The sequence below is a fragment of the Polycladomyces zharkentensis genome (assembly GCF_016938855.1).
Classification (GTDB): domain Bacteria; phylum Bacillota; class Bacilli; order Thermoactinomycetales; family JIR-001; genus Polycladomyces; species Polycladomyces zharkentensis.
In genome coordinates, this window is the sequence record NZ_JAFHAP010000010.1 from 22,824 (window position 1) to 48,711 (window position 25,888).

General features: G+C 51.6%; 28 protein-coding genes and 2 pseudogenes. 13 read left to right on the forward strand and 17 right to left on the reverse strand.

Translation table 11 applies throughout. The annotated features are described in order from the left end of the window. Window positions 1–3 precede the first annotated feature (3 nt). The 8 genes and pseudogenes from JQC72_RS11380 (at window position 4) to JQC72_RS11415 (ending at window position 6,665) form a co-directional block, all read left to right on the forward strand. A complete protein-coding gene (locus JQC72_RS11380; RefSeq protein ID WP_205495746.1) occupies window positions 4–918 on the forward strand; it encodes a permease in 915 nt (304 codons plus the stop codon). Next, window positions 919–1,179: a hypothetical protein gene (locus JQC72_RS11385; protein ID WP_205495747.1), complete on the forward strand. Its 261-nt coding sequence runs from the start codon at window positions 919–921 to the stop codon at window positions 1,177–1,179. 353 nt (window positions 1,180–1,532) lie between these two features. Continuing rightward, window positions 1,533–2,888: pseudogene (locus JQC72_RS11390) on the forward strand (alpha-amylase family glycosyl hydrolase); the annotation flags it as partial. A 144-nt stretch (window positions 2,889–3,032) separates the two neighbouring features. Next, window positions 3,033–4,349 (forward strand): serine hydrolase domain-containing protein, encoded by a 1,317-nt coding sequence (locus JQC72_RS11395; RefSeq protein WP_205495749.1) that lies wholly within the window; start codon window positions 3,033–3,035, stop codon window positions 4,347–4,349. Between the two features lie 118 nt (window positions 4,350–4,467). Beyond that, window positions 4,468–5,181, forward strand: coding sequence for a DUF975 family protein (locus tag JQC72_RS11400; RefSeq protein WP_302104797.1), 714 nt, complete (start codon window positions 4,468–4,470; stop codon window positions 5,179–5,181). Window positions 5,182–5,287: 106 nt separating this feature from the next. Further along, entirely contained in the window at window positions 5,288–5,770 is a 483-nt protein-coding gene (rraA, locus tag JQC72_RS11405) for a ribonuclease E activity regulator RraA (RefSeq protein WP_205495751.1), read from the forward strand. 264 nt (window positions 5,771–6,034) lie between these two features. After that, window positions 6,035–6,184 carry a hypothetical protein gene (locus JQC72_RS11410; RefSeq protein WP_205495754.1) on the forward strand — a complete coding sequence of 50 codons (150 nt, stop codon included), beginning with the start codon at window positions 6,035–6,037 and terminating at the stop codon, window positions 6,182–6,184. Between the two features lie 22 nt (window positions 6,185–6,206). Continuing rightward, a complete protein-coding gene (locus JQC72_RS11415) occupies window positions 6,207–6,665 on the forward strand; it encodes a CBO0543 family protein (RefSeq protein ID WP_205495755.1) in 459 nt (152 codons plus the stop codon). 34 nt (window positions 6,666–6,699) lie between these two features. Here JQC72_RS11415 and yajC read toward each other — a convergent pair whose 3' ends face one another. The 8 genes from yajC to JQC72_RS11455 all read right to left on the reverse strand — a co-directional run bounded on the left by yajC (window position 6,700) and on the right by JQC72_RS11455 (window position 12,280). Then, complete coding sequence (yajC, locus tag JQC72_RS11420; RefSeq protein WP_205495758.1) at window positions 6,700–7,044, reverse strand: preprotein translocase subunit YajC; 345 nt, start codon at window positions 7,042–7,044, stop codon at window positions 6,700–6,702. Between the two features lie 63 nt (window positions 7,045–7,107). Further along, on the reverse strand, window positions 7,108–8,241 hold the full coding sequence (gene tgt / locus JQC72_RS11425; RefSeq protein WP_205495765.1) for a tRNA guanosine(34) transglycosylase Tgt: 1,134 nt from the start codon (window positions 8,239–8,241) through the stop codon (window positions 7,108–7,110). 129 nt (window positions 8,242–8,370) lie between these two features. Beyond that, on the reverse strand, window positions 8,371–9,402 hold the full coding sequence (gene queA / locus JQC72_RS11430; protein ID WP_205495767.1) for a tRNA preQ1(34) S-adenosylmethionine ribosyltransferase-isomerase QueA: 1,032 nt from the start codon (window positions 9,400–9,402) through the stop codon (window positions 8,371–8,373). A gap of 60 nt (window positions 9,403–9,462) precedes the next feature. Further along, window positions 9,463–9,681 carry a DUF2905 domain-containing protein gene (locus JQC72_RS11435; RefSeq protein ID WP_205495769.1) on the reverse strand — a complete coding sequence of 73 codons (219 nt, stop codon included), beginning with the start codon at window positions 9,679–9,681 and terminating at the stop codon, window positions 9,463–9,465. Further along, window positions 9,678–10,676, reverse strand: coding sequence for a Holliday junction branch migration DNA helicase RuvB (gene ruvB, locus JQC72_RS11440; protein WP_205495771.1), 999 nt, complete (start codon window positions 10,674–10,676; stop codon window positions 9,678–9,680). The genes JQC72_RS11435 and ruvB overlap by 4 nt, the downstream gene beginning before the upstream one ends. Before the next feature lie 12 nt (window positions 10,677–10,688). Beyond that, entirely contained in the window at window positions 10,689–11,315 is a 627-nt protein-coding gene (ruvA, locus tag JQC72_RS11445; protein ID WP_205495773.1) for a Holliday junction branch migration protein RuvA, read from the reverse strand. Next, the gene (ruvC, locus tag JQC72_RS11450; RefSeq protein ID WP_205495775.1) at window positions 11,312–11,818 is read right to left on the reverse strand and encodes a crossover junction endodeoxyribonuclease RuvC; all 507 of its coding nucleotides are present in this window, start codon (window positions 11,816–11,818) and stop codon (window positions 11,312–11,314) included. The genes ruvA and ruvC overlap by 4 nt, the downstream gene beginning before the upstream one ends. Window positions 11,819–12,112: 294 nt before the next feature. Next, window positions 12,113–12,280, reverse strand: coding sequence for a hypothetical protein (locus JQC72_RS11455; RefSeq protein ID WP_205495777.1), 168 nt, complete (start codon window positions 12,278–12,280; stop codon window positions 12,113–12,115). A gap of 463 nt (window positions 12,281–12,743) precedes the next feature. On the opposite strand from JQC72_RS11455, the gene JQC72_RS11460 reads away from it, so the two are divergent. Beyond that, entirely contained in the window at window positions 12,744–14,123 is a 1,380-nt protein-coding gene (locus JQC72_RS11460) for an MATE family efflux transporter (protein ID WP_302104813.1), read from the forward strand. 128 nt (window positions 14,124–14,251) lie between these two features. Here JQC72_RS11460 and JQC72_RS11465 read toward each other — a convergent pair whose 3' ends face one another. Then, complete coding sequence (locus JQC72_RS11465; RefSeq protein WP_205495779.1) at window positions 14,252–14,983, reverse strand: MBL fold metallo-hydrolase; 732 nt, start codon at window positions 14,981–14,983, stop codon at window positions 14,252–14,254. Window positions 14,984–15,084: 101 nt separating this feature from the next. Continuing rightward, window positions 15,085–15,363 (reverse strand): hypothetical protein, encoded by a 279-nt coding sequence (locus JQC72_RS11470; RefSeq protein WP_205495781.1) that lies wholly within the window; start codon window positions 15,361–15,363, stop codon window positions 15,085–15,087. Between JQC72_RS11470 and JQC72_RS11475 the strand changes: the two genes are divergently transcribed. Beyond that, the gene (locus JQC72_RS11475) at window positions 15,362–16,048 is read left to right on the forward strand and encodes a class I SAM-dependent methyltransferase (protein WP_205495783.1); all 687 of its coding nucleotides are present in this window, start codon (window positions 15,362–15,364) and stop codon (window positions 16,046–16,048) included. The two genes, JQC72_RS11470 and JQC72_RS11475, sit on opposite strands and share 2 nt — an antisense overlap. A gap of 543 nt (window positions 16,049–16,591) precedes the next feature. On the opposite strand, the gene JQC72_RS11480 is transcribed toward JQC72_RS11475, so the two are convergent. Further along, complete coding sequence (locus JQC72_RS11480) at window positions 16,592–17,611, reverse strand: threonine ammonia-lyase (protein ID WP_302104798.1); 1,020 nt, start codon at window positions 17,609–17,611, stop codon at window positions 16,592–16,594. A 163-nt stretch (window positions 17,612–17,774) separates the two neighbouring features. Here JQC72_RS11480 and JQC72_RS11485 point away from each other — a divergent pair, with 163 nt between their 5' ends. The 3 genes and pseudogenes from JQC72_RS11485 (at window position 17,775) to JQC72_RS11495 (ending at window position 20,141) form a co-directional block, all read left to right on the forward strand. After that, the gene (locus JQC72_RS11485) at window positions 17,775–18,557 is read left to right on the forward strand and encodes a class I SAM-dependent methyltransferase (protein ID WP_205495785.1); all 783 of its coding nucleotides are present in this window, start codon (window positions 17,775–17,777) and stop codon (window positions 18,555–18,557) included. 317 nt (window positions 18,558–18,874) lie between these two features. After that, window positions 18,875–19,012: pseudogene (locus JQC72_RS11490) on the forward strand (transposase); the annotation flags it as partial. A 73-nt stretch (window positions 19,013–19,085) separates the two neighbouring features. Then, complete coding sequence (locus JQC72_RS11495) at window positions 19,086–20,141, forward strand: RNA-guided endonuclease InsQ/TnpB family protein (RefSeq protein ID WP_205495787.1); 1,056 nt, start codon at window positions 19,086–19,088, stop codon at window positions 20,139–20,141. 152 nt (window positions 20,142–20,293) lie between these two features. Here JQC72_RS11495 and qoxD read toward each other — a convergent pair whose 3' ends face one another. The 6 genes from qoxD to JQC72_RS11525 form a co-directional block, all read right to left on the reverse strand. Further along, a complete protein-coding gene (qoxD, locus tag JQC72_RS11500; RefSeq protein ID WP_205495788.1) occupies window positions 20,294–20,617 on the reverse strand; it encodes a cytochrome aa3 quinol oxidase subunit IV in 324 nt (107 codons plus the stop codon). Continuing rightward, window positions 20,617–21,249: a cytochrome aa3 quinol oxidase subunit III gene (qoxC, locus tag JQC72_RS11505; protein ID WP_205495789.1), complete on the reverse strand. Its 633-nt coding sequence runs from the start codon at window positions 21,247–21,249 to the stop codon at window positions 20,617–20,619. The genes qoxD and qoxC overlap by 1 nt, the downstream gene beginning before the upstream one ends. 2 nt (window positions 21,250–21,251) lie before the next feature. Then, window positions 21,252–23,204: a cytochrome aa3 quinol oxidase subunit I gene (gene qoxB, locus JQC72_RS11510; RefSeq protein WP_205495790.1), complete on the reverse strand. Its 1,953-nt coding sequence runs from the start codon at window positions 23,202–23,204 to the stop codon at window positions 21,252–21,254. 22 nt (window positions 23,205–23,226) lie between these two features. Beyond that, window positions 23,227–24,150, reverse strand: coding sequence for a cytochrome aa3 quinol oxidase subunit II (qoxA, locus tag JQC72_RS11515; protein WP_205495791.1), 924 nt, complete (start codon window positions 24,148–24,150; stop codon window positions 23,227–23,229). A 271-nt stretch (window positions 24,151–24,421) separates the two neighbouring features. Next, window positions 24,422–24,703, reverse strand: coding sequence for a hypothetical protein (locus JQC72_RS11520; RefSeq protein WP_205495793.1), 282 nt, complete (start codon window positions 24,701–24,703; stop codon window positions 24,422–24,424). A gap of 185 nt (window positions 24,704–24,888) precedes the next feature. Continuing rightward, the gene (locus JQC72_RS11525) at window positions 24,889–25,851 is read right to left on the reverse strand and encodes a polysaccharide deacetylase family protein (RefSeq protein ID WP_302104799.1); all 963 of its coding nucleotides are present in this window, start codon (window positions 25,849–25,851) and stop codon (window positions 24,889–24,891) included. Between the last annotated feature and the right edge of the window lie 37 nt (window positions 25,852–25,888).

The window sequence follows — 25,888 nt, forward strand, 5'->3', positions numbered from 1 at the left end:
ACAATGTGGCAAGCCGCACAAACAATATTTCTTTCCATTGTCCTTGAGTCGTTGCCTTTCGTTTTATTAGGCGTATTACTTTCTTCGTTGATTCAGGAACTCGTGTCACAAGAGAGAATGTTACGGCTGATGCCGAAAAACGGTAAAATGGCTGTTCTCGTCTCCTCTCTTTTCGGACTGGTTCTCCCGGTTTGTGATTGCGGAACGATCCCGGTTGCTCGTAGCTTGATAAGAAAGGGAATGCCAACTTCTGTAGCAGTGTCCTTCACACTGTCAGCGCCTGTAGTTAATCCGATCACAATGATTGCAACTTATGTCGCGTTTGGCATGAATGCTTCCATGATGTGGTTGCGGGTGACCACAACGTTTGTTATTTCTGTCGTGATTGGCTGGATACTCCTCTCTATTGAAACAAAGGAAAATAAACATTTGGAAACGAGATGTTACGAACATGCTCTAGCAGAAACAGCGACTACGCGCTCTGTTCAACATAGACGATCTGTCTCGCAAGTCTTTGGTGCAGTTATTGGACATGCGATTATCGAGTTTTTCGAAGTCGGGGGATTTGTGGTTGCCAGTGCAGCAGTGGCTGCCGTATTGCAAACGTGGATTCCTGCATCCGTATTGTCTCCTGTTGGAAAAGATCCAATTTGGTCCGTTGCAGGGATGATGATTCTCGCTATTCTGTTATCCCTCTGTTCAGAAGCAGATGCATTTGTTGCACGCTCACTGTCGGGATTGACAACAACTGGAGGGGTATTGGGGTTCTTGGTGATCGGACAAATGATCGATATGCGAAATATGTTTCTACTCCCAAGCGTTTTTTCACGTCGGATCGTCATCATTGCTTTTTCCCTCGCCATGATCCTGACGCTATGTGGAGGGATTCTGATCAACTACATCGGGTTTAAGATCTAGATGGTTCCAAATCGGAATGATGGCCATGATCGCGTATCAGTCCAAAAATCGCCGGTTTGCCCGATTGACGGTCGTTTCGGCCGCCATCATTCTGTTTTCCATTTTGTATTTGGGAATCCACTGGATCATGAATTGCTGGCCGGCGTCATTCTGGGTATCGCCAGCGCATCGCTGGCATTCAGATGGAGTGACGATACTCTCGCTTATCCGTGGTATTTCCCGAACCGTAAAAAACCTGCTTCGGAACAGTCCTTGCAGTGATCAATCAACCGGTGCCGCATTTCGGCGCCGGTTGTTTTTTGGATGGGAAAACGTTTGCACAAACGATGTACCATCTTTTTTACTGATTGATAAACCTTTTGTATAAACAACCGAAAGATAGCACCAGAACGCTTTTGCAATCGTTTTCTTCATTTTGCACATGTTTGCGCATATATGCGAATCTTGAAATATTTTCGCAATTTTTGTATGATCTTTTGCGAAACCGGTTTCACAACCGGTAAACCATCACGGAGGTGGCGATGTGGATGAGATGGGTGTTGCGCACGGTCGTCATTGCGACACTCGCGGGTTTGTTATGGACAGGTTCCACCCCTCCCGCTCAGGCATTGACGTCCACGGAATGGCAAAAGAAAAGCATCTATTTCATCATGACGGACCGGTTTTCCGATGGTGATCCATCCAACAACAACTACGGGGGATTCGCATCGGACAAATCGGACCCGCGCAAATGGCATGGCGGTGATTTCCAAGGGATTATCAATCAGCTGGATTACATCAAGGGAATGGGCTTCAACGCGATTTGGATCACACCGGTTACGATGCAGAAAAGTGCAAACGCTTACCATGGCTACTGGACCTACGACTTCTACAGCGTGGACGGCCATCTGGGTTCGATGGCCAAATTGCAGGAGTTGGTGCAGACCGCTCACAGCAAGGGGATTTCCGTCATGTTGGACGTGGTGGCCAACCACACGGGCGATTTCCAACCCGGCAGCTATGCGGCTCCGCCATTTGACAAGCATGATTGGTATCACCACAACGGCGATGTGCAAGACTGGAATGATCAATGGTGGGTGGAAAACGGGGACGTAGCGGGTTTGGACGATCTGAATCAGGAGAACCCGGCCACTGCCGCCGAGTTGAAAAACTGGATTCGCTGGCTGGTGCAGACCACAGTCGTGGACGGCTTGCGCGTGGACACGGTGAAACACGTTCCGAAGTGGTTCTGGCGCGATTTTGACGCCGCCGCCAACACATTCACCATCGGTGAGGTGTACAGCGGAGATCCCGCTTATGTCGCGGATTACACCAATTATCTGGATGCTGTGCTGGATTTCCCCATGTATTACACGATCAAAAACGTCTTCGGGCACGATCAGTCGATGTATCAAATCCGGGACCGCTATGCCGATGATTGGCGTTATCAAAACAAATTCACCAACGGCCTGTTCATCGACAACCACGATGTTCCCCGCTTTTTGTCCGACGCCACCGGGCGGCCCGGTGCCAGCTGGGACAAGTGGCCACAGTTGAAAGCAGCCCTCGGGTTTATCTTCACTTCCCGCGGCATACCCATCGTTTATCAGGGAACGGAACAGGGATTCAGCGGCGGCAATGATCCCTACAACCGTGAGGACATGGTTTTCAATCCCAACCACGAACTGTACAAATACATCGCCAAACTGAACAGCATTCGCAACGCTCATCCCGCCCTGCAGGACGGTTCGCAGGAGGAAAAATGGGTGGACGACACCTTCTACGCCTTCCAACGGTCCAAAAACGGCGACGAGGTTGTGGTGATGATCAACAACTCCTGGAACAGCCAGACACGCACCATTCCCAATCTCTCCAATCTGCCCGACGGCACTGTGCTGTATAACCGGATGGGAACGGACACGGCCACCGTCAACAACGGCGCCATCACCTCCACCTTGGGACCGAAGGAAGTGAAGATTTTTACCAAATGATGATGTGTCATTTCACTTGCAGGCCTGGCAGTTGCCGGGCCTGATCAATTGTTCGGCAAGTGAATCACTCTTTATTCCACATCGATCTGGTTTTCTGCTATGATGTTGATGAAATCGATGCCATCCAAAAAGGAGCAACCCATTTTGCAAGCCATCGTATCCCGTCTCCATGAATATATGAATGCGCTGGATCAACGCGGTTATTTCCAAGGAGCCGTTTTGGTGGGCCATCAAGGTGAAAAATTGCTTTGCCGGGGTTATGGCATGGCCAATGAGGAACATGGCGTGATCAACACACCGCAAACCAAATTTCGCATCGGTTCGCTGACCAAAGGATTTACGGCCGTTGCGATTTTACAACTGGAAGAACGGGGCCTTCTTTCAACGGAAGATAACATTGGACGTTATTTGCCCAATTTCCCCAACGGGAACCGAATGACCATTCATCATTTGCTGACTCATACATCCGGTATTCCGGATTTCGCCGGCTTGCCGGAATATTGGACGAGGATCATGCGTTTGCCGTCCTCGCTGGATGAGACCATTCGGTTATTCCGCGACCTTCCTTTGGAATTCACGCCGGGGGATCAATTCCGTTACAGTAACTCATCTTACATTTTACTTACCAGAATCATCGAGGAGGTGTCCGGGGAATCTTACACAGACTTTATCCGAAACAACATTTTAGTCCCACTGGACATGAACGACACGGGTGTGGACGATGGCAGAACAATCATCAAAGGAATGGCATCCGGATACTCAGTTTGGAAAGAGAAAATCCGGGCCGAACACATCGACATGTCCATCCCACAGGGCGCTTATGGCATGTATGCCACTGTCGAGGATCTGTACAGATGGGATCAGGCTTTGTTGACCGAACAATTGGCCTCTTCATCCACCCTTCGAAAAATGTTCACTCCTTACAGAGAAAACTACGGATACGGTTGGGTAATTCAACCGCTCACGATTGCCGGAAAGCCCCGTAAATGCATCAGTCATTACGGGGATGTCAACGGTTTTTGCGGCAATATGTTGCGATTGGCGGATAACGGATGGACAGTCATCGTATTAAGTAACCTCAGTCTCACACCGGTGACCCAGATCGGTAAAAACTTGCTCCGGATCGCGTTGGGTGAACCTGCTCGCGTGCCTGATACGGTGCAAACCCTCGATTGGCTTGGAGATGATATCGCCTCCATCGCAGGCACTTATCGATTGGATCATTTGGACGAAAACTTGAAGATTACGGCGGATGGTAAAAAGTTGTATCTCACCGTCGCCAAAATGCACGGGGCTCCCTATTGTTATCCCATTCACCCGATATCCAAGACAAACGGACGAATACAATGCGTCACCGAATACGTCGATGAGGAGCTGCGCTTTGATCTTCACGGAGATGCCGTTCGTCTGACGTATACGGACATGAACGGTCGAAAACGGTCATTTGATCGAATGGTCTGAAATAAAAATTTCCTGCGGAGATTCGCCGGGGTGGTTGTACCATACTTGACCCCCATTGCATTTTGTGGGCAGCATTACGCCATAAAAGATATCTTCCTCATTTGGAGGGGAACTTTCTATGTCAGGCATGGATTTTAAAGAACTTAGAAGACTGGGAAGAGAATCATTAAAAGGGAAATGGGGACTGGCGATTGGATGCACGATTTTGTATATTCTATTAGATTCATTGTTTGACTTTTTTGCTGATAATCCTTTGGATTTGGACATCTCTCTTTTCTTAAACTCTGCTCCCAAAGCCGATTCACATGTTGTATTCTTTCCTGACCACTCCGTTATCGATTGGGTCTCACTCATTTGGAATGTACTCACAACCGGAGGGCTTATGCTTGGGATCAGTCTCATTTTCTTGAATATCTGTCGGACACAGCCCGCTCATATCGGACAGCTGTTTCGGTATTTCACCAATGGAAATTTATTGGTCAGAGGAATGTTGTGGCACGTACTTCAGTCCATCTACTTGATGTTGTGGAGCCTATTATTCATTATTCCAGGGATTATCAAATGGTTTTCCTATTCCATGACCCCGTATATTTTGATTGATCACCCTGAATTATCTGTCAATGAAGCCATTACCAAAAGTCGTGAAATGATGAACGGACATAAGATGGAATTGTTTGCATTGCAACTTAGCTTTATCGGTTGGTTACTCCTAAGTCTGTTCACTTTGGGACTCGGATTTATTTGGTTAATTCCTTACTACTCTGCAACGGAGGTTCAATTTTACCGCAAGATGAAAGGTGAGTTGAATCCTGATTCAAAAAGCACAGCTTGACTTATTTTGAGTCTTGTCCTTGTGATCGATAGGAATTCGCAGATGAACTTCCCTCCAAATTGTACAAGGTAATCAATCATACCGAACATAAGGAGTGAACCCTCAAATGAAAACGACCGACTTATGTGATCAATTTCCAAACCAAGTCCATGTTTGCGAGAATATTTTTCAATCTTTCGGCAAGAGAAAAATTTTCAGCGGGGAAATCTATACCGTGAGGGTTTTTGAAGATAATGTCTTGGTCAAACAAGCGCTCGAAACCATTCCAGCGGGTTCCGTTCTCGTTGTGGATGGAGGCGGCTCCATGAAATGCGCACTCTTGGGGGACAGACTGGCGGGCATCGCGGTGAACCGGGGACTCTCCGGAATCATTGTCCATGGATGTATTCGGGATTCGGCAGACATCGCACAGTTGGATATTGGGGTGCTCGCGCTTGGAACCCATCCGCGGAAAAGCCGCAAAGAGGGAAAGGGAGAAACGAACATTCCCGTTTCTTTTGCCGGAGTCGATTGGGAACCCGGTCATTATGTGTATGTTGATGAGGACGGGGTCATCGTCGCAAGCGAAAAATTGGCACTTGGAGATTGAGGGCTTGGGGGATTGATGTCTTCCCGATTTGAGGTCCGCCCCCCTTTTTTCGTACCTCCTGGGCTGGTTTCGATCAACTCTTTGATGGGAAACGCAGGAAATCCATCATTTTTGTCATTCTCCTCGTTTATTGTTATTACCGCCAACACGTGCTCTGCCATCCAACATCCTCATTGATTTGGACCTTTCAATTTATTACGGATCGATCTTGCATACATCCGCCATCCAAACCAAACACTAACCAAAACAGGGATGATTCAAACCATGAGCATTCGTACACAATGGTGGTTCAGCCTGATACTGTTCCTCATCATGTTGCCGCTTGCATTCCGGTTGATCAGCAGTTGGCAGGTGTCCCTGAAATGGTTGGAGCGGTTGAAGACCAGATGGGGCAAAAGAAAACGGGTGCGATAACCCGCCCCCGGAGAGATGCGCCATGGTGTTTCTGAAATGGTGGCTGGTATGGTGGGTGATTGGACTGGTTCTGATTGACTGGTCCCAATGGCAAAAAGGTTATGCTACAGTACTGGCAGGGGTGGTCGGTTCGTTTTTCCTGGATACGGCTTTCGTTTACAAGGGATTTTGGAAATACCACGACCCGATGTTGCCCGGACTGTGGCCCAATATCACATTGAATCTGGGGTTATACCCAATCGGTACATGGATTTTTTTGCAAAAACTGCCCCGTCGTTTTTGGTGCCAAGCCGTTTGGGTGTTAATCGGCGCCTCCATCCTGATCGCGGTGGAATTTCACCTGCTGTCGACCGGACGCATACGGTATGATCACGGCTGGCACATTGGGTACTCGTGGGTAGCCAATGTGGTGCTGTTGGTATTGCTCTTGCTCCATTACCGGTTGGTGGAGAAAAGATTGTGTCGGATTGGACGGTATTAAACCAACCCCCGGCAATGTGCGCCGGGGGTTTTCCTCAATCCTGTTTCTCTTCTTCTTTTTTCTCTTCCTTTTTCTCGTCCTTCTTATCATCCGTTTTGTTCAGGACCGCGTTAATCGCGGAGCGTTCAAACACCAACCTGGTGTTGTCGCTCACTTTCAGCGTGACGCGGTCATCGGTCAGATCGGTGATCGTTCCATGCAATCCGCCGATGGTGACGACCTTGTCACCCCGTTTCAACGCTGCCAGCATGGCGTTGCGTTCCCGTTGCCGCTTTTGTTGCGGACGGATCAACAGGAAATAAAAGATGGCAAACATCAGGATCAGCGGTGCGATTTGTACCAAAAACGCGTTGTTCACTGTTGTTCCTCCTTCATTCATTTTGAAAACCAGCCGCCCATATTTGGCATCAGGCGGCGGAGACTCACCATCAAGCAATCGCCGTCAAAAGCCGCGCCCTTGATTGGCTCCATAATATTTCTCAAAGAAGGCGTCGCGGAAATCCAACAACCGATCTTCTGCAATCGCCTGACGCACCTGTTTCATCAGGTTGAGCAGGAAGTACAGGTTGTGATACGTCGTCAAGCGCAACCCGAAGATTTCGTCTGCCTTGATCAAATGACGCAGATACGCCCGTGTGTAGTTGCGACATGTATAGCAATCGCATTCAGGGTCGAGAGGGGTAAAATCACGGGCATATTTGGCATTGCGTATCACGATCCGCCCCTGGCTCGTCATCGTCGTGCCGTTGCGGGCGATTCTCGTCGGCAAAACGCAATCAAACATATCAATCCCCCGGATGACGCCTTCGATGAGGGCATCGGGTGAACCCACCCCCATCAGATAGCGCGGTTTGTCAGCCGGCAACAGGGGTGTGGTGTACTCCAACACTTCGTACATCAGTTCTTTGGGTTCACCGACGCTCAATCCCCCCACCGCATATCCCGGAAAATCGAGAGCGGTCAACTGGCGTACGCTTTCTTCCCGGAGATCCCGGTACATCCCGCCTTGCACAATGCCGAATAATGCTTGCTCATCCGGACGCTGATGCGCTTGGAGGCACCGTTCAGCCCATCGGGCCGTTCGTTCGGTCGATGTCCGGACATATTCCCTGTCTGCCGGATAGGGCGGGCACTCATCAAACGCCATGATGATGTCCGCGCCGAGCGCATTTTGGATTTCGATGGATTTCTCCGGACTGATGAACAATTTTTCCCCGCTCAGATGGGATCGGAAAGAGACACCCTCTTCGGTGATTTCCCGCAGATCGCTCAGGCTGAATACTTGAAACCCACCGCTGTCGGTGAGGATGGCACGGTCCCAGTTCATGAATCCGTGCAGGCCGCCCGCTTCCCGGACGATATCGTGACCCGGCCGGAGAAAAAGATGGTAGGTGTTGCCGAGAATAATACCGGCGCCCATCTCTTTTAATTCCTCCGGGCTCATCGCCTTGACGGTGGCCTGGGTACCGACGGGCATGAATACGGGTGTGTCGATGGTCCCGTGCGGGGTATGTAAACGGCCCAACCGGGCGCCCGATTGCTTGCATACTTTGATCAGTTCATATTTGACGGCCAATAACCCCACCCACTCACTACCATTATAACTTGTTTCATTCGCCTTCAACCGGTTGAAAGCAAAATTGTTTTTGAATTTGTTGCCTTCCTCATTATAGATGTCCCGGGAAGGAATCACAAGCGGAAATGGTCACACAATCAACATCGCATCACCAAAACTGAAAAAACGGTAACGTTTCCGAACCGCCTCACGGTAGGCCGCAAGCACCTGCTCCCGGGACGCGAACGCACTGACCAGCATGATCAACGTGGATTTGGGCAAGTGAAAATTGGTGACCATCGCATCCACGGCGCGAAAACGAAATCCGGGGTAGATAAAGATGTCGGTCCAGCCGCTTGCCGCCCGGATGTCACCGAAACGGGAAGCCACCGTCTCCAGGGTGCGTACGGTAGTGGTGCCCACGGCAAAGACCCGCCCACCTTCGACTTTGGCCCGACGGATGATTGCTGCGGTTTCCTCACTCACCTCGTAATATTCGGCATGCATCTGATGGTCTTCCACCTTCTCCGCCGTGACCGGCCGAAACGTGCCCAAACCGACGTGCAGGGTGATATAGGCGATGCGGACGCCTTTTTCCTCGATGCGCTCCAACAACGCAGGCGTAAAGTGCAATCCCGCCGTCGGTGCGGCAGCCGAGCCAACCACGCGCGAAAAGACGGTCTGATACCGCTCCGGGTCGTCCAATTGCTCGCGAATATAGGGCGGCAACGGCATCTGTCCCAGCTCTTCCAACAGTGCTTCCACATCATCCGCCTCATATTGGAGACGAAACAGACGACCGCCGGCCACCTCGGATTCCCCTTCACATACTGCGGTCAGGCGACCGTCGCCGAAAGTGATCACGGTTCCCTTTTTGACCCGCTTCGCCGGTTTCACCAGCGCTTCCCAACGGTCATTCCCCAATGGTTTCAACAACAGCAATTCGATTTTCGCACCCGTTTCCTCCTTGACCCCGATCAAACGGGAAGGGCGGACGCGGGTGTCGTTCAGTACCAGCACATCACCGGGCCGCAAGTAGTCCAACAGATCGGGAAATCGTTTGTGCTCCACTTTCCCCGTCTCCCGATGCAACACCATCAGCCGGGACGCGGATCGCTCCGGGATGGGCTTCTGTGCGATCAGCTCTTCCGGCAAGTCAAAATCAAACATCGATACATCCATGTCACCGACGTCCTTTCATGATAAAAAACGGTTTTGACTGAAACGAAAACGCCCGCCCCGTCAACGGAACAGGCGCACCAAATAAAGAATCAGGGACAGTATGACGGAGAGTACGATACTGGAGACGATCGGAAAGTAGAACCGTACATTTTCTTTCTCGACAACGATGTCCCCGGGCAGTCGGCCGAACGGAAAAAACCGACCGCCGAACTGCCACAGAAGGCCGATCACTACCAGTACAATCCCCAAGATGATCAGCGTTTTGGCAAATGGGTTCATGTCGGCATCTCCAATCCGAAGTGCTCGTAACATTTGGGGGTGACCACACGTCCGCGGGGAGTACGCTGGAGAAATCCGATCTGCATCAGATACGGTTCGTAGACGTCTTCCACCGTATGCGCCTCCTCACCGATCGTGGCCGCAATCGTCTCCAGCCCAACCGGTCCCCCGCGAAAGTTTTCAATGATAGACAACAACAATTTGTGGTCTACCCGGTCCAATCCCATTTTGTCCACCTGAATCCGGTCCAATGCGTCCCTGGCTGCTTCTCCCGTGATCACACCGTCCCCCTGCACCTGAACGAAATCCCGAACCCGTTTCAGCAGACGGTTGGCCACCCGCGGCGTGCCTCTCGCCCGCCGGGCGATTTCCACCGCGCCTTCCTCCCGGATGGTCACCCCGAGCAAATCAGCCGCCCGCTGCACGATCAGGGTGAGTTCGTCCTCAGTATAATACTCCAATCGGCTGACCACTCCGAAACGATCCCGCAAAGGGGATGAAAGCGATCCGGCCCGCGTCGTGGCGCCCACCAGCGTAAACGGCGGCAGATCCAGCCGAACCGACCGGGCGCTGGGACCTTTTCCGATCACGATATCCAGCGCGAAGTCCTCCATCGCAGGATACAGGACTTCCTCCACGGATCGGTTCAAACGGTGAATCTCGTCGATAAACAACAAATCGCCCGGCTGAAGGTTGGTCAGGATGGCCGCCAAGTCCCCCGGCCGCTCGATTGCCGGTCCGGACGTGGCACGGATATGCACCCCCAACTCGTTGGCGATGATGTGTGACAATGTCGTTTTCCCCAATCCGGGCGGGCCGTACAACAAAACGTGATCCAGGGCCTCGCCCCGCATTTTGGCCGCTTCTATGTATACCTTCAAATTTTCCTTTACGCGCGTCTGACCGATATATTCGCTCAGGTAACGGGGGCGCAGGCTGAACTCCACCGTCGCATCCTCTTCCGCCATATGAGCGGAAATGATCCGTTCCTCCACGCTCACATCCCCCTATCGCTTCATCGACAGTTGCAACGCCCTCCGGATCCATTCGTCCAGCTCCGGCTCATCTTCCCACTGTTTACGCGCTTCCTCGACGGCCCAAGCCGCTTCTTCCTCATTATATCCGAGGGCCATCAAGGCTTCAATCGCCTCACCCGCACGCTCCCCGGAGGAGACGGGCATTTCTGCCTGTCCTTCTGCCGGATCGCCGGACTGTTGCATCAACGCGTGGACCCAACCCGCTTTTTTCAATTTGTCCTTCAGATCCAGGATCAACCGTTGGGCTGTCTTTTTGCCGATTCCGGGCAGTTTGGTCAAAAAAACGACGTTTTCCTGTTGGATCGCCTGCACGACCTGACGCGGCGTTCCTGCAGCCAATATGGAAAGTCCCGCTTTGGGACCGATCCCGGACACATCGAGCAACATGCGGAACAAATCCCGCTCTTCCCGGGTCGGGAACCCGTAGAGGCTGATGGCATCCTCCCGCACCACCTGATGCGTATAGACCCGTGTCTGCACATTGGGTTCCCAGCGGTAGGGATTGCCGCAAAACACGCGGTAACCCACTCCCGACACGTTGATGGCGATGTAATCCGCTCCGGCGTAGATGACGGTTCCTTCCAAAAACTCGATCAACGTTTCCAGCCTCCCTGTCTCAACCGGTTCACCCATGTGGATGAATGTCCTTCACAGATGGCGATGGCCAGCGCATCGGCCACATCATCCGGCTTGGGTGTCTCAGGCAGGGACAAAAGCATGCGCACCATTTCCTGCACCTGGCGCTTCTCCGCTTGTCCGTAACCCACCACCGCCATTTTTACCTGCAACGGCGTATACTCCGTAATCGGTACTCCTGCCTCCTCCGCAGCCAGCATGATCACGCCGCGTGCCTGACCGACAGTGAAGGCGGTCGTCACGTTGCGGTTGAAAAAGAGTTTCTCGATCGCCACCACGTCCGGACGATGCTTTTGAAACAACTCTCCGCAAGCGTCGTAAATCTGTTTCAACCGGGTCGCTGTCGCCAAGCCGGCTTCGGTTTGGATACTGCCGTACTCGACGGCCTTGAGGCGGTTTCCCTGACGGTGCAATACACCGTAACCGACGATGGCGATGCCCGGGTCGATGCCCATGATCTTCACGCCGCTCCTCCTTCACTTGCGAACACGTATTCCGGGGTCGCGTGTCGATTATATCACAGATTGGACCGCTGGCGCGGGGAAACCGATGCGTTTTTCAAGGAAGCAGAGCAAGGCCGCCGGGAGGACGCGGACAAGATACACTTTGCTCAGAGGAAATTGCCCGCGATCTGACTCCCTCGCTCGATCGGGCTGAGATCTTGTCGCCCGTCCGGAAAAACAATGCCCTCATATCGAATTACCACTCCCTTGTCAGAGGAACGGGGAGGACGATCACGACAACATTCACCTGTTGCATCACCGCACGTCTTCTGTCCACCGGTTGCAAAACGCACAAAAGTATAGATCATCGGTTTCGTGATAAACGAGATGGTGACCGCATGAGGAACAACATTCGTCCGTGATATGCCCTTCCACCTTGACACCGTCAATGACGATCCAATCCTCTTCCTCCCGTATCTGCATGGAGGTTCCCCCTCCACGTGACTTCATGATGGTACGATAATCAAAATCAAAACATTGAACTTTTTACATCCCCTCTTCTTTTCCCGCCAACAACGATTATAATGGAGATAGCCGATTGTCATATACTTACAATAGACAGCGGATCTGTCAGTCCGTAAACAAAAAGAGGTGTATCCGTTTGAAACCGATCGACAAACAGAACCCTGCAAACGAAGGAACGGAACCACACCGTTCCGCAACCTCACGGGATCGAAAGGAACCCGATACGGAAGATGCCGATTCGGCACGTGATCAGGCCAATTCGGCAACCGATCTCCGTACTTCCGGAACAACAGCGGTCCACGATCCCGGCCATCCCCATCCGTCGCCAACCGATATGCCGGCCGGTCAATCAACCGGACCTGCTCCAGGCACGACGCCCCGCGCACACGGGTTGGGACGGGATGCGACGAACTCGCGCTCGATGTGGCTGTCCCTGCTGCTCTTCCTTATCCCGCTCATGCTGAGCAACACCTTGCAATCGATCGGCGGGACGGTCAGCTCCATCCTGCTGGGACACGGACTTGGCGAATATGCGCTTGCGGCGGCCAGTGCTGTCTTTCCGGTGACGTTTTTCCTGATTTCGTTTATCATCGGACTGGGAAGCGCCAGTTCCGTTTTGATCGGTCAAGCCTACGGGAGCGGCAATACGGAGCGGATGAAAGCAACAGTCGGAACCTCCCTGACTTTTGCCTTCATACTGGGCTTGCTCACTGCCGTGGTCGGCAACCTGTTCGCCCGCGATTTGCTGGAGCTGATCGGAACACCTGCGTCCATCATCTCGTATTCCATCGGTTACGCTCATGTGTTGTTCACGGGACTCCCGTTTTTCTTCCTGTATATCAATTACACCACATTTTTGCGTGGAACAGGGGACGCCAAAACCCCGTTTTATTTTCTGCTCTTCAGTACCATACTGACCGTCGGACTGACCCCTGTCTTCCTTTTCGGATGGGGTGGCCTGCCCCGGTTGGGCGTGAAAGGTCCCGCGCTGGCCATGGTGGTTTCCTCCATCATTACACTGATCGTCACCATCGCCTATCTGGGATGGAAACGTCACCCGTTGGCGCTGGATCGGGAGACGATTCAAAAACTGCGGCTGGACCCGCAAATCGTCAAACTGCTGATCAAAATCGGCTTGCCGACCGGAATCCAGATGATTTTCGTCTCATTGTCGGAAGTGGCTGTCGTTACATTTGTCAACCGGTTCGGCGCCTATGCCACCGCCGCTTACGGCGCGGTGATCCAAGTGATCAACTACGTGCAGATGCCCGCGCTGAGTCTGGGGATCGCCGCCGGGATCTTCGGCGCACAATTGATCGGCGCCGGAAAGCAGGCCCGCCTGCGGCTCCTGGTAAAGAGCGCCGTCATATTGAATTATGTGATCGGGGCTCTCTTGACCGGGATCGTCTATCTGTTCAGCCGCACCATTTTGTCTTGGTTTTTGACCGGTCCCGCCACGCTGTCGGTGGCCGAAGAACTGTTGTATATCACATTGTGGTCGTTCATGATCTTTGGCAACATGATGATTCTTTCGGGTGTGATGCGCTCGAGCGGCACCGTTTTCTGGCCGACGCTGATCGGCATTGTCACCATTTGGGGAGTTGAGGTGCCGGTAGCTTATCTGTTGTCCCACACCATCGGCCTGCGCGGGATCTGGATGGCATATCCCATTGCGTTTGCATTCGGATTGGCGGCGCAATATACCTACTACCGCCTGTTCTGGATCAACCGCCAGCATCAGCGATTTTTTGACGGGCCGGAACCCATACGGGAGGAGAGCAAATTACCGGATACAACCTAACAGCCATCCGTGCATGCCGGCATGTTCCGATTGCTCATCGTCAGTGGCGGAGTGCCTGATCCAAAAGTAAAAAGACCGGCGCTGGTCAGACACCGGGTTGCGAATGATCAGCGCCGGTCGATTTTTTATTAACCGTTGGCCAATTCAGCGATGCGACGATTGACATGCCCCCGATACAGGCCGCCGTGATAGCAGATGACCGCTTCGATATCATACTGCATCAGCTTTTTCAACGACTGGATGGCGACATCCATATCCAGCGTATATTGCGGTACCGGTCCGACCAACTGTCCATCCACGACGGCCAGGGCATCGCCGGCGATCAGGGTTTTGCTCTGTTGATGATACAGACAGATATGTCCAGGAGTATGACCCGGCGTGTGAATGACGGTGATTCCACCACAGAACGGCAACTCCTCTCCATCGGCCACCGTTTTGTCCACCGGAGCTTTTGGCGGATTTTCAAACACCCGTTTTAATCCTGCATGCAGTTCCTGCGGCAAATCATTCGATCCGGCCATTGCCTTCTCGAGTTTGATCAAAGGCTTTTCACCTTGAATATACGGCTTTTCCAGCTCACTCGACAGCACTTCAACCTTTTGGGTGGACGCCTTGAGCAGATCCGGCAAACAACCAATATGATCAATATCCTGATGTGTCAGAACCACTTTGCCGAGATTCTCAACAGGGACGCCGGCCGCCTCCATTGCCTCACGAAACTGGGGTAGTTGACCGGGAAAGCCTGCATCCACCAAAACAGCGGTATCTTCATCCCAGATCAGGGCCGGATGAATCACACTCGTCTCTCCCATCAAATTGGCCCTAATCTCCAACATTTCCAAACCTCTGGCTACTTGCATCAGGGTCCCCCATCCTTATGTTTGGTTTTGTGCGGCTGTACGACTATGATAACAAACCAAACGGTAAATTTCAAATAATTTCTAATAATATCATATTTATATTAATTTGTCAAGTTATTGTTCATGTGATCGGATATATGCTGAGCGGGATTGTCTGTTTGTTCAGCCATACCACATTGTCCCGGTTTTGGACCGGTTCCGCCACACTGTCGGCGGCCGAAGAAGTGCTGGATATCACATGTGGTTTCTTTCGAAATCCCGGAAATCCCTATATAAGCGTCTCGGGCTTCGACATCCCTTCGTTCAAGTTTCAGGTTGACCTTGACGTTGCGTGAACCTTTACGATTGGCCTTGAACAAACCATGAGGAGGTTTTGCCATGCCGGACCACATACAAGTCTACAAGAGTCAAGCAAAGCAATATGACCTTTTGATTTCCCGACAACCTGCCCTGCTTCATGTGATAGAAGAAATCATACCGGTAAAAGGGTTGGATATCATTGATTTGGGGGCAGGAACCGGGAGATTGACAACGATTTTGGCACCACACGCCAAATCCATACTTGCTCTGGATGCTTCTGCGGAAATGCTGGAAGTAAATGCGAAGAAATTGAAGGAAGCGGGTCTTTCCAACTGGAAAACACAAGTGGCTGATCACCGAGAGATTCCAGCAAAAGATCATAGCGCAGATTTAATCTTGGCTGGCTGGACTGTTTGTTATTTGGGCAGTTCAAATCAACCAAACCACGAACAAAATATTGAAAAGGTTATCCAAGAAATGAAGCGTGTTGTTCGCCCTGGCGGTACCATCATCATTTTTGAAACGATGGGTACTGGGTATGAAACACCGAATCCGCCTGATTTTCTCAAACATTATTATGATTTATTGGAACATCGATACGGTTTTACTCACAAATGGATTCGTTTAGATTATCAGTTTAAAGACTTACAAGAAGCAGAAAACCTGACAAGGTTTTTCTTTGGTGATGAATTGGCTGAGAGAGTTGTGAAAGAGAACCTGGTTACTTTACCCGAATGTGCGGGTATTTGGTGGTTGACTAATTGACACTCCACACGGTTCAAGTACCACAGGCACTCCCGATGGACGCCGTGGGATTCTTGGGTGGTTAACACCCTCAGTCCATTTCTGTTTCGGGTATGTTGCTCCAAGCGCCCTCTTCAGAGGGCACCGAGCAACGCCGCCTTTCATCCCGCAATTGGGCTTTCAGGATCAGTAAATGGAAAAGGTGAATAGATGTCATGATGCAAGTATCTTTTGTTCGCATGCAGTAGTTATACATTGCATAAAATCCCCCTGCCTTTTCTGGGATGGGGGACTCTTTTTTGCAGATATGTAATCTGCATCTCTATATCGGAGCCGTGAGTCCCTCTTCACTATGAAAACTGATGGAGTTGACCGAATCTCCAAGTTGGCGACAATCTGATCCCGGATCAGCGCAGGGAATCATTCTCGTCTTCCATTCCCATTCACCCCGGTATCTTACATTCACAAACCCTTGGCTGCTTGCATCAGGCCCCATCCATGATCATGTATGGTTTTTGATCATCTCATGGTGGAACCAGTCAAACAGAGAATCGGCACACTTTCTCATGTCTGTGTTGTTTCCATCCTTTCTTGTTTCTCCAACAATCCCGACAACCGCTCATCATCGACGTTGCCCCCGCTGATGAGACAGACCACGTTTTTACCGGCGATGTCCGGGATACGTCCGTTACGCAATGCAGCCACTCCGACGGCACCGGAACCCTCAACTTTCTGGTGATGCTGACGAGCCATCCAGCACATGGCATCGGCAATCTCCTCTTCCTCCACCAGTACGAAATCATCAACATAACGCAGCACCAACGGAAAAATCTGTTGACCGATACCGCCGTGCAAGCCTTCGGCCAGCGATTCTCGGTATGTCACATCCACTATTCGACCCGCACGGAACGAATAGTACCAAGGTGGGGAGGCATGACTCTGCACCCCGATGACCCGAATATCGGGACGCACCGACTTGGCCAAGATCGCGATTCCCAGGATCAATCCGCCGCCACCGGCCGGGACTACGATCACATCCGCCTCCGGCCAATCAAGTAAGATTTCCAGACCGATCGTACCGTGCCCGGCGATGGCATGCCGGTCCTCATAGGCATGAATAAATGTCCGACCGTTTTCCGCCGCCAATCGGTACGCATGTTCTTCCGCCTCATCATAGTTGGTCCCGTGAAACACCAATTCCGCTCCCAGCCGCTGAATACCCAACACCTTGGTCTTGGGCGTGCTTTCAGGTACCACCACCTGTGCCGACGCATTGATCAATCCTGCCGCATATGCTACCGCCAACCCGTGGTTTCCGGCCGACGCGGCAATCACCCCCCTTTTTCTCTCTTCCTCGGACAATGTTCTCATCTTGTTGATCGCCCCTCTTGGCTTGAACGAACCGGTTCGTTGCCGGTTTTCCAACTTGAGCCGCACTTGTGCCCCGGTCCATTTACTGAGTGGAACCGATGGAGCCAAAGGGGTCCGTTCGACGAAATGCTCGATTTGGTGACGCGCCCGAAAGATGTCGTGAATGGAGATTTGCACACGCTTCATCCTTTCGTTGCAGGTTTTGTTTGACATCTCCTATCTTCCCAACTAGAATGAAAGTTCAAACTACTAAACATCGGAACATCATGGGTGAAGGGATTTGGGGCCACGGTTCCTAACTGTGACATGGGGGTGTCTTATTTTGCTTCCCTAATTAAACGGTGAACGGCAGGGAACGAATGAGGAGGAGAGTCTCATGCCGATTGACTTTCATTCTAAGGACAACCGTTTCACCTATGCTACACGTCGGGCTGATTCATCTTGGATGTCTGCGATCCAAAAAATCGTTGATGTGAAAGGCAAACACGTTTTAGATGTCGGCTGCGGTGGGGGTATTTATTGTAAGGCATTTGCTGAGATGGGTGCAGAACATGTTACCGGAGTCGATTTTTCTAAGGAGATGATCAAAGGCGCTGTAGAAAACTGCAAGGGCTATCCCCAAATCACGTTTGTTGAAGGGGATGCACTTGATACGAACTTACCAAGTTCTCAGTATGATGTGATTCTGGAAAGGGCACTTATTCACCATCTGACGTACTTGGAAGCGTGTTTCCGTGAGGCCTATAGGTTATTGAAACCGAGCGGCATATTGATTGTGCAGAGTCGCACCATTGAGGATGCCTTACAACCGCCGAATGAGCATCATATTCGAGGGTATTTCTTCGAAGTATACCCAAGACTCATTCAAATAGAAGCCGAACGAAGACACGATGGCAAAACCGTGAAGAAAGCCTTGCTGAAAGCGGGCTTCCGATCCATTGACGAATACAAATTAAGTGAGACAAGAAAAACCTACACCGGTCTTGAGGAGCTCAAGGATGAACTTTTGGCGAGAACAGGTCGGTCCATTTTGCACGAACTATCGGATCTGGAATTGGAATATCTCGTTCAATATATATGCGAACGCTTGCGTAATCGCAGTACGCAAGAAATTGTCGAGCAAGATTATTGGACGATTTGGTTGGCTAAAAAGGAATAGTAGCCCATCAATGGATTCCCGATCGCCCATCCGGCAAATCCGTCAATCGGTCAACACTTCCACCGGCAGTTATCGCATCCCTCTCTCAAACAGTTCCCAACTATAGCATAACGGATTGCGAAGTACCACGAAAAAAGCCGCCCTTTCTCACGAAAGGACGGCCAACTTTTTTACAGAAATAGTCGCCTGAAAGCCCACGGTTTCAATCGTGGGATGAAAGGCGGCGTTGCTCGGCGCCCTCTGAAGAGGGCGCTTAGAGCAACATTTTTTGTTTTTAGTTGTTGCAGTATTAATAAAATACTGATACAACTAAAAACATGGGACAACCATACAGAAGGACCAAAAAGACGGTATCTCTGATTAACTACCACTTTGTTTTCTGCCCACGTTATCGCAGAAAAGTGTTGATAAACCAAGTGGAAGAGAGATTCAAACAGTTGGTGAAAAACATTTGTCAGGCTGGAAACGTTTCAAGAGAAACGATCCGGCAATATGTGGAAGAACAAGAGAAGAAAAGGGGGTGAATGGATGCCCACCATCACACTCAAGCTGGAACTGTATAAACCAACCAAATTCAAACAGGCCATGTATGAACGAATGACACAGATCAACACGAAGTTTGCAAACTGGCTCTTGCTTCATCCTGACGTGAACAAGGCGACCAGCAAGATTTTCAAGGAGTTTTCTGACGAGAAGTTCCCGTCTGCGATCATAAACCAAACGATCCGGGATGTGAAATCGCAGAAGAAACACCAACAAGCTCGGGCATTCAGGAAGATGTGGTGTTCGTTCAACAATCAGAACCTGAAAGTCGAGAAAAACGGCGACTTCTATACGGTGTCGTTCCCTATGCTGGAGAAGCGCATCGGTGTGCCGGTTGTGGCTCGGTCATATCAGCAACAATGGCTGGATCGGATCATCGACGGAATGGCCAAACAAGGAACGGCGAAGCTCTACAAGAAGAAGCGCAAATGGTTTATTGCCTTGCCAATCACGTTTGATGTGGAAGCCAGCCAAGGCGATAAGGTGATGGGCATTGACCTCGGACTCCGCTATTTGGCAGTGGCAAGCATAGGAACCAAATCCCTGTTCTTTAAAGGGAATCAATGCGCATACATACGCAGACGCTACGCCGCCAAACGGCGGAAGCTGGGCAAAGCCAAGAAGCTCGATGCGATCCGCAAGTCCAAGAACAAAGAAGCCCGGTGGATGAAAGATCACAATCACAAGATCAGCCGTCAAATCGTCAACTTTGCGGTATCCAACGGTGTTGGAATCATCCGTATGGAAGACTTGACGGACATCCGAAACCGAGCTAAGTCAAAAAAAGAAGCTGGACGGAACCTGCATTCCTGGTCGTTTTATCAGCTGAAAGAGATGATCCGCTACAAAGCAGAGATGGCGGGTATTCGGGTGGAGATCGCCAATCCCGAATACACCAGCCAAACCTGCAAGTGCGGTCATCGCGAAAAGGCGAACAGAAGCGGTATCCTCTTCAAGTGCAAACAGTGCGGATACACTATCCATGCTGATCTGAATGGGGCGATCAACATCGCCAAAGCCATTTCAGGGTTAGTAGCCTAGCACACTGGTAACAGGTGTGCCGCCCATCCGGGTACGTGCTAACCGGGTGGGATGGGCTGATGACACAGCCCTAGCTTGAGGGTTGCCCGAAACAGAAATGGACTGAGGGCGTTAACCACTCAAGAATCCCACGGCTTTTGCCGTGTGGAGTGTCAAATCCCGTACATTCCCAAGAAGATCCAGACAGAACCGACGACGGTCACCACCGCGACGAACACGCCGTACAAAGTGGTCACCACTTGGTATGTTCCGCTTCCCTCCGTCCAGTGCATGAACATCAACAGTTGGACGAAGAACTGCATCACGGCCAGCACGAGAATGGCGGTCAACATGACCGGCTTGGACACCGGCGCATACAACGCCACCCACAGCGCCGCAAACGTCAGGACCAAGGAGAGGATGAACCCGAGTATGTGCTTGATCGGCGTTTCACGGTGACCGTGGCCGGTTTGCGCGTTTCCTTTATCGTTTGCCATCAGTACGCCACCCCCATCAGGTAGACGAGCGTGAAGATGAAGATCCAGACCACGTCCAGGAAGTGCCAGTACAGGCCGACGATAAACACTCTCCTGGCCGTTGCGGCGGTGACGCCGCGTTGAACCAGTTGGATCAAGATCAGTATCATCCAGAGAATCCCCAGGCTGACGTGTGCGCCGTGCGTACCCACCAACGTGAAGAACCCGGACAAAAATGCGCTTCGTTGCATTGTCGCGCCTTCACCGACGTAATGGACAAACTCCATGATTTCCAGTGCGATGAAGGCCAGACCCAACAGCAACGTCACGACATACCAGAACAGGATGCCCCCCTTGCTCCGGTTGCGCAAGGCCAAGGTGCCGAGACCGCAGGTAAAACTGCTGGTCAACAGGATGATCGTTTCCATCATGAAATCCTTGACCTCGAACAGTTCTTTCGCTGTCGGTCCGCCAGCGGTGCGCCCCGCCAAAACGAGATACGTGGCAAACAAACTGGCGAACAAGACGATTTCCGCACCCAGGAACACCCAGAAACCGAAGATTTTCAGACGACTTTCCTCTGTTGAGTACTCCAAGGGCAAGGCGGACTCTTCCGCGGATTTACTGTGCGTTTGCAATGCGTGTTCTGCCATTGTCACGCCCTCCCTGCCGCAGATTCCGTACGTTCGATCTCGTCCACTTGAATGTAGTGGTGATCGTCGTATTCAAACGAACGTTTCAGCATGCAATACAGAACGCCGAGCAATCCGATGATGCCCATCCAATGCCATTCAAACACCAATCCGAACCCGGCCACGAAGAACCACGCCGACATGATAAACGGCCGGCCCGAATTGTTGGGCATATGAATCGGTTTGAGCGGTCGCAGTTCCCAAGGTTGTTTCCGTTTCCGCTTCTTCATGTGCCACCACGCGTCCAGGTCATCCACTTCCGGGATGCGGGCGAAGTTGTAGTGCGGTGCCGGCGAGGAGATCGACCACTCCAGCGTCCGTCCGTTCCAGATGTCGCCCGTGAGATCGCGTTCACCGTGACGAATGCTGTACAAGATGTTGTACACCATGATGATGAACCCGACGCCCATCATATAGGCGCCCACCGTAGAGATCAAGTTGTACGGAGTCCAGCCAAGCCCTTCCGGATAGGTGTACATCCGCCGGGTCATCCCCATCAAGCCCACGAAATACTGCGGGAAGAAGCAGAGGTTGAACCCGATGTTAAACAGCCAAAACGCCCATTTCCCTTGCCGTTCGTCCAGCTTGAATCCGAACATTTTGGGCCACCAGTAGTACAACCCCGCCAAACAACCGAAAACTGCTCCCCCTACCAATGCATAGTGGAAATGGGAGATCAGGAAATAACTGTTGTGATATTGGTAATCCGCCGGTGCCACAGCGAGCATCACCCCTGTCAGGCCCCCGATCAGGAACGTGGGGATGAAACCGACCGCCCACAGCATCGGCGTCGTAAATTCAATCCGTCCTTTGTACAGCGTAAACAGCCAGTTGAACACCTTCACACCGGTCGGAATGGCGATCGCCATCGTCGACACCGAGAAGAAGGAGTTGACCGCCGGCCCTGCGCCCATCGTGAAGAAGTGGTGCACCCATGTGAGGAAGCTGACTGCCGAGATCACGACCATCGAGTACACCATCGCACTGTAACCGAACAGCCGCTTGCGGGCGAACGTGCTGATCACTTCGGAGAAAATGCCGAATGCCGGCAAAACCACGATATACACTTCCGGGTGACCCCAGATCCAGAACAGGTTGGCCCACATCATCGGCTCTCCGCCACCGGAGACGGTGAAGAAGTGCGACCCGAACAACCGGTCGATCGTCAACAGGGCCAACGCCACGGTCAGCACCGGGAACGCGAAGATGATGATGATCGACGTGATCAACACGGACCACGTAAACATCGGCATCCGCATCAATGTCATGCCCGGCGCGCGCATTTTCAGGATGGTGACCAGGAAGTTGATCCCGGTCATCAGCGACCCGATCCCGGAAATCTGCAAGCTGAGCAGATAGTAGTTGATACCGGGTCCGGGAGCAAGATCACTGCCGGCCAGCGGCGTGTAGTTGGTCCAACCCGCATCCGGTGCGCCACCAATCATGAACGAAATGTTGAACAGCATGCATCCGAAGAAAAACAGCCAGAAGCTGAGCGCGTTCAGGTAAGGATAGGCAACGTCACGCGCTCCGATTTGCAGCGGCACGGCCACGTTCATCAATCCGAAGATAAACGGCATGGCCATGAAAAAGATCATGATCGTTCCGTGCGCGGTGAAAATCTGGTTATAGTGTTCCGCGTCGAGAACGTGCAGGTTGGGCAAGGCCAACTGCGTCCGCATCAGCAAGCCGTCAATCCCACCGCGGAACAACATCAACAGAGATGAAATGATGTACATAATCCCGATCTTTTTGTGGTCGACGGTCGTCAGCCATTCGTCCCACAGCCATTTCCATTTCTTATAGTAAGTCAAAGCGAAAACGATCCCGGCGAGGGTGAGCACGCTCAATACTTCGGCGACAACAATCATCGGTTCGCCGGTCACCAAAAAGTTTTTGGGAAGATGAAATCCCATACTTGCCAATCCTCCTTCTCCCTCAGTGGGCGTGATGGTGATGGTGCATCGTTCCTGTGTCAGGCTCTTCCGGCCGGTTCATCTTCTCCCGGATGCCTTTGACTTCCCCAATCAATCCCGCTTGATCAGCAATTTTAGGATAGGAAGAGAAGGTCATTTTCTTCGCCAAACCGCGCTCCAACAACTGAAGATACTGCGCTTCCGTCTGTTTCGGCGCAGTTTTCTTCACCTGCTGAACCCATTTGTCATAATCCGCAGGCGACTTGGCGATCACGTCAAAGGTCATATGGGTAAAATACTTACCGGAGAAGTTGGCGCTTCTCCCTTGATATACACCGGGTTGATCCGCCTGCAACCACAGATTCATCACCATGCCGGGCATGGTATACTCCTGTCCGCCCAGTGAAGGAACCCAAAACGAGTTCATCGGTCCCACCGCGTCCATCTCGAACCGAACCGGTGTATCGGCGGGAATCGTCACGTAGTTGACGGTTTCGATCCCTTCTTTGGGATAGCGGAAAATCCATTTCCAATCCGCCGACGTCACCTTGATCGTCATCGGCGGTCTGTCACTGGAAGGCTGTTTTTCCAAGCCGTATGTCGCCTTCACCGTAGGAATTGCCAATGCGATGACGACTGCGACGGGAATCAACGTCCAGATCGTCTCGAGAAGTTTGCTGCCCTCCTGATCCGGCGGTTCGTAGCCTTTGTTTTCCGGTTTGGCCCGGTATTTGATGATCACGTACGCAAAAATCCCAAACACCGCCAAAACGATGATCAACATTAATCCGAACGACCAGACGATGAGATCATATTGTTGTTTCGCGACAGGGCCTTTCGGATCCAGTACCACATATTGTTCACGACTGCAGCCCGCCAGCAGCAACACCGCCGACAAGCCGACCAGTGTCAGCCATTGACGTAGACGTTTGCGAAATGGCTCCATCGTCGTTATCCCCTTTCCCGCATTGACGAAAATTGTTCAAAATTTCACATAAGTATATCATATGATTTCGCCAATGCTTCTTCTCTTTCGGTTGGCTTCCGGTAAATACCGGCAGTTTCAGGATGTTTCAGGATTTATTAGGGCCTTGTAAAGGATTTTGATTCCATCCCATCATATCAAATCCTTTCCTGTGCAGTCCCCGCTTTCAGCTCGATTTCAAACGAAATTCAACAAGATGAAACAAATCAGCCACCATTTGTCGATAAAAACGTCACATATATGGAATAAATTGCTTTTTTTCATCAAAAATCCCTGTTGAAATGGATGAACAGGAATCGTTTTGATTGATAAAGAGCGGTGGGAAAACCCAACCCTTCAGGGTTGGGATAAAAGCGAGCGTCGGACGCGGGAGGGCCTTGTCCCTCTCGCAAGTCCGCCGGAATATGGTTACGATGAAGTCGAGAAGTGCGAGAAAATCACCCGGGCCTGTGAAGCCATCGTGGATGGATGTGGGTTGCCACGCCGGATGAAGCGAAAAGCCCAAGGAGAACAAAGGGGATGCCTCCGGTGCTTAGTCGAGTGGGGCAAGTCACCGGAATTGGATACAAAAAAAGTCGATCCCGCAGCGGATCGACTTGGAAAACTTAAATGTTGCAAACGATTGGCTCTACACTGATAGCGGAAAAGCAAGGAAGGAGAAGAGGTGAAACCCCATGCAGTTGCATGGGGTGTTTGTGTTCATTTGTGTGGGATGCCCATATAAGCCGGTTTGTCCAGCAACTCGGGGATCGTGACGATTTCGTAGCCGTGCGATTTGAGGTATTTTATGATACGCGGCAACGCTTTGATCGTGTTGTCCAAATGTCCGGGTGCCCCCGCCGAGTGTTGCAGGATGATGCCGCCCGGTCCCGTCTGGTGCTGGACATAACGCATGATTTTGGCGACCGGCGTACCCGCCCAGTCGCGGGTATCCACACTCCAGTTGACGATGGTGTATCCCATCTGATGAAACCGCTGTTTGAGCTGATCATTCAGCTTTCCGTACGGTGGACGGAACAACCGCATACGCATGCCTGTCAATTTAAAAATGACCGTATTGGTCCGTTCGATCTGCGCAACCGCCTGACTTTGCGTCAAACGGGTCAAATCGGGATGATTCCAAGAATGGTTGCCCAGCACATGTCCTTCCTGAAGAATCCGCCGGATCATCTCCGGATGTGCTTGGGCATTTTTTCCCGTGACAAAAAAGGTGGCGTGAACGCCTTCTTTTTTCAGGATATTCAACACCTGATTCGTGTAGTATGTATCCGGTCCGTCATCGAAGGTGAGCGCCACGACTTTTTTTCCGCCCGATCCCTTGAAAAAGATCAACGGCTCGGACGCGGCGGACGGTTTTTGCTCCGACAGTCGGGTGGAGCTTTTCTCATGATTGGTCCGGGTGTCAGCACGGGAATGCTTGCTGTCTGGCAACGCCCCTCGCTCCGGCTGCTTGACAGATTGTGCACCTGATGCAGGCGATGCAGGTTGTTTGGATTGCGGCTTTGCGCCGGAAGCGGACGCTTGGTGCTGTACAGTATGTTGTGACTGATGGTCCACGTGCGGTTTCGATGCGGGGGCTGACTTCGCGGTCTCTTGACCCGAACAGCCCGCACCAAGCAAGACCATCACCCCCAAAAGCGCGAACCGGGTCCACAGTCGCAAATACGTTCCCTCCCATTTCTCTCAATCTCTCTCTTCA

Coding starts and splice junctions, on each gene's coding strand:
- rraA (WP_205495751.1), top strand. CDS start 5,288: ATGAAAACGACCGACTTATGTGATCAATTTCCAAACCAAGTCCATGTT.
- JQC72_RS11470 (WP_205495781.1), bottom strand. CDS start 15,363: ATGGCAAAACCTCCTCATGGTTTGTTCAAGGCCAATCGTAAAGGTTCA.
- JQC72_RS11435 (WP_205495769.1), bottom strand. CDS start 9,681: ATGAACCCATTTGCCAAAACGCTGATCATCTTGGGGATTGTACTGGTA.
- qoxD (WP_205495788.1), bottom strand. CDS start 20,617: ATGGCAAACGATAAAGGAAACGCGCAAACCGGCCACGGTCACCGTGAA.
- JQC72_RS11495 (WP_205495787.1), top strand. CDS start 19,086: ATGCCCACCATCACACTCAAGCTGGAACTGTATAAACCAACCAAATTC.
- JQC72_RS11410 (WP_205495754.1), top strand. CDS start 6,035: ATGAGCATTCGTACACAATGGTGGTTCAGCCTGATACTGTTCCTCATC.
- JQC72_RS11475 (WP_205495783.1), top strand. CDS start 15,362: ATGCCGGACCACATACAAGTCTACAAGAGTCAAGCAAAGCAATATGAC.
- qoxB (WP_205495790.1), bottom strand. CDS start 23,204: ATGGGATTTCATCTTCCCAAAAACTTTTTGGTGACCGGCGAACCGATG.
- JQC72_RS11385 (WP_205495747.1), top strand. CDS start 919: ATGGTTCCAAATCGGAATGATGGCCATGATCGCGTATCAGTCCAAAAA.
- yajC (WP_205495758.1), bottom strand. CDS start 7,044: ATGAATGAAGGAGGAACAACAGTGAACAACGCGTTTTTGGTACAAATC.
- JQC72_RS11415 (WP_205495755.1), top strand. CDS start 6,207: ATGGTGTTTCTGAAATGGTGGCTGGTATGGTGGGTGATTGGACTGGTT.
- JQC72_RS11465 (WP_205495779.1), bottom strand. CDS start 14,983: ATGCAAGTAGCCAGAGGTTTGGAAATGTTGGAGATTAGGGCCAATTTG.
- JQC72_RS11380 (WP_205495746.1), top strand. CDS start 4: ATGTGGCAAGCCGCACAAACAATATTTCTTTCCATTGTCCTTGAGTCG.
- qoxA (WP_205495791.1), bottom strand. CDS start 24,150: ATGGAGCCATTTCGCAAACGTCTACGTCAATGGCTGACACTGGTCGGC.
- JQC72_RS11400 (WP_302104797.1), top strand. CDS start 4,468: ATGTCAGGCATGGATTTTAAAGAACTTAGAAGACTGGGAAGAGAATCA.
- JQC72_RS11455 (WP_205495777.1), bottom strand. CDS start 12,280: ATGCAGATACGGGAGGAAGAGGATTGGATCGTCATTGACGGTGTCAAG.
- qoxC (WP_205495789.1), bottom strand. CDS start 21,249: ATGGCAGAACACGCATTGCAAACGCACAGTAAATCCGCGGAAGAGTCC.
- JQC72_RS11480 (WP_302104798.1), bottom strand. CDS start 17,611: ATGTCAAACAAAACCTGCAACGAAAGGATGAAGCGTGTGCAAATCTCC.
- JQC72_RS11485 (WP_205495785.1), top strand. CDS start 17,775: ATGCCGATTGACTTTCATTCTAAGGACAACCGTTTCACCTATGCTACA.
- JQC72_RS11460 (WP_302104813.1), top strand. CDS start 12,744: ATGTGGCTGTCCCTGCTGCTCTTCCTTATCCCGCTCATGCTGAGCAAC.
- queA (WP_205495767.1), bottom strand. CDS start 9,402: ATGGATGTATCGATGTTTGATTTTGACTTGCCGGAAGAGCTGATCGCA.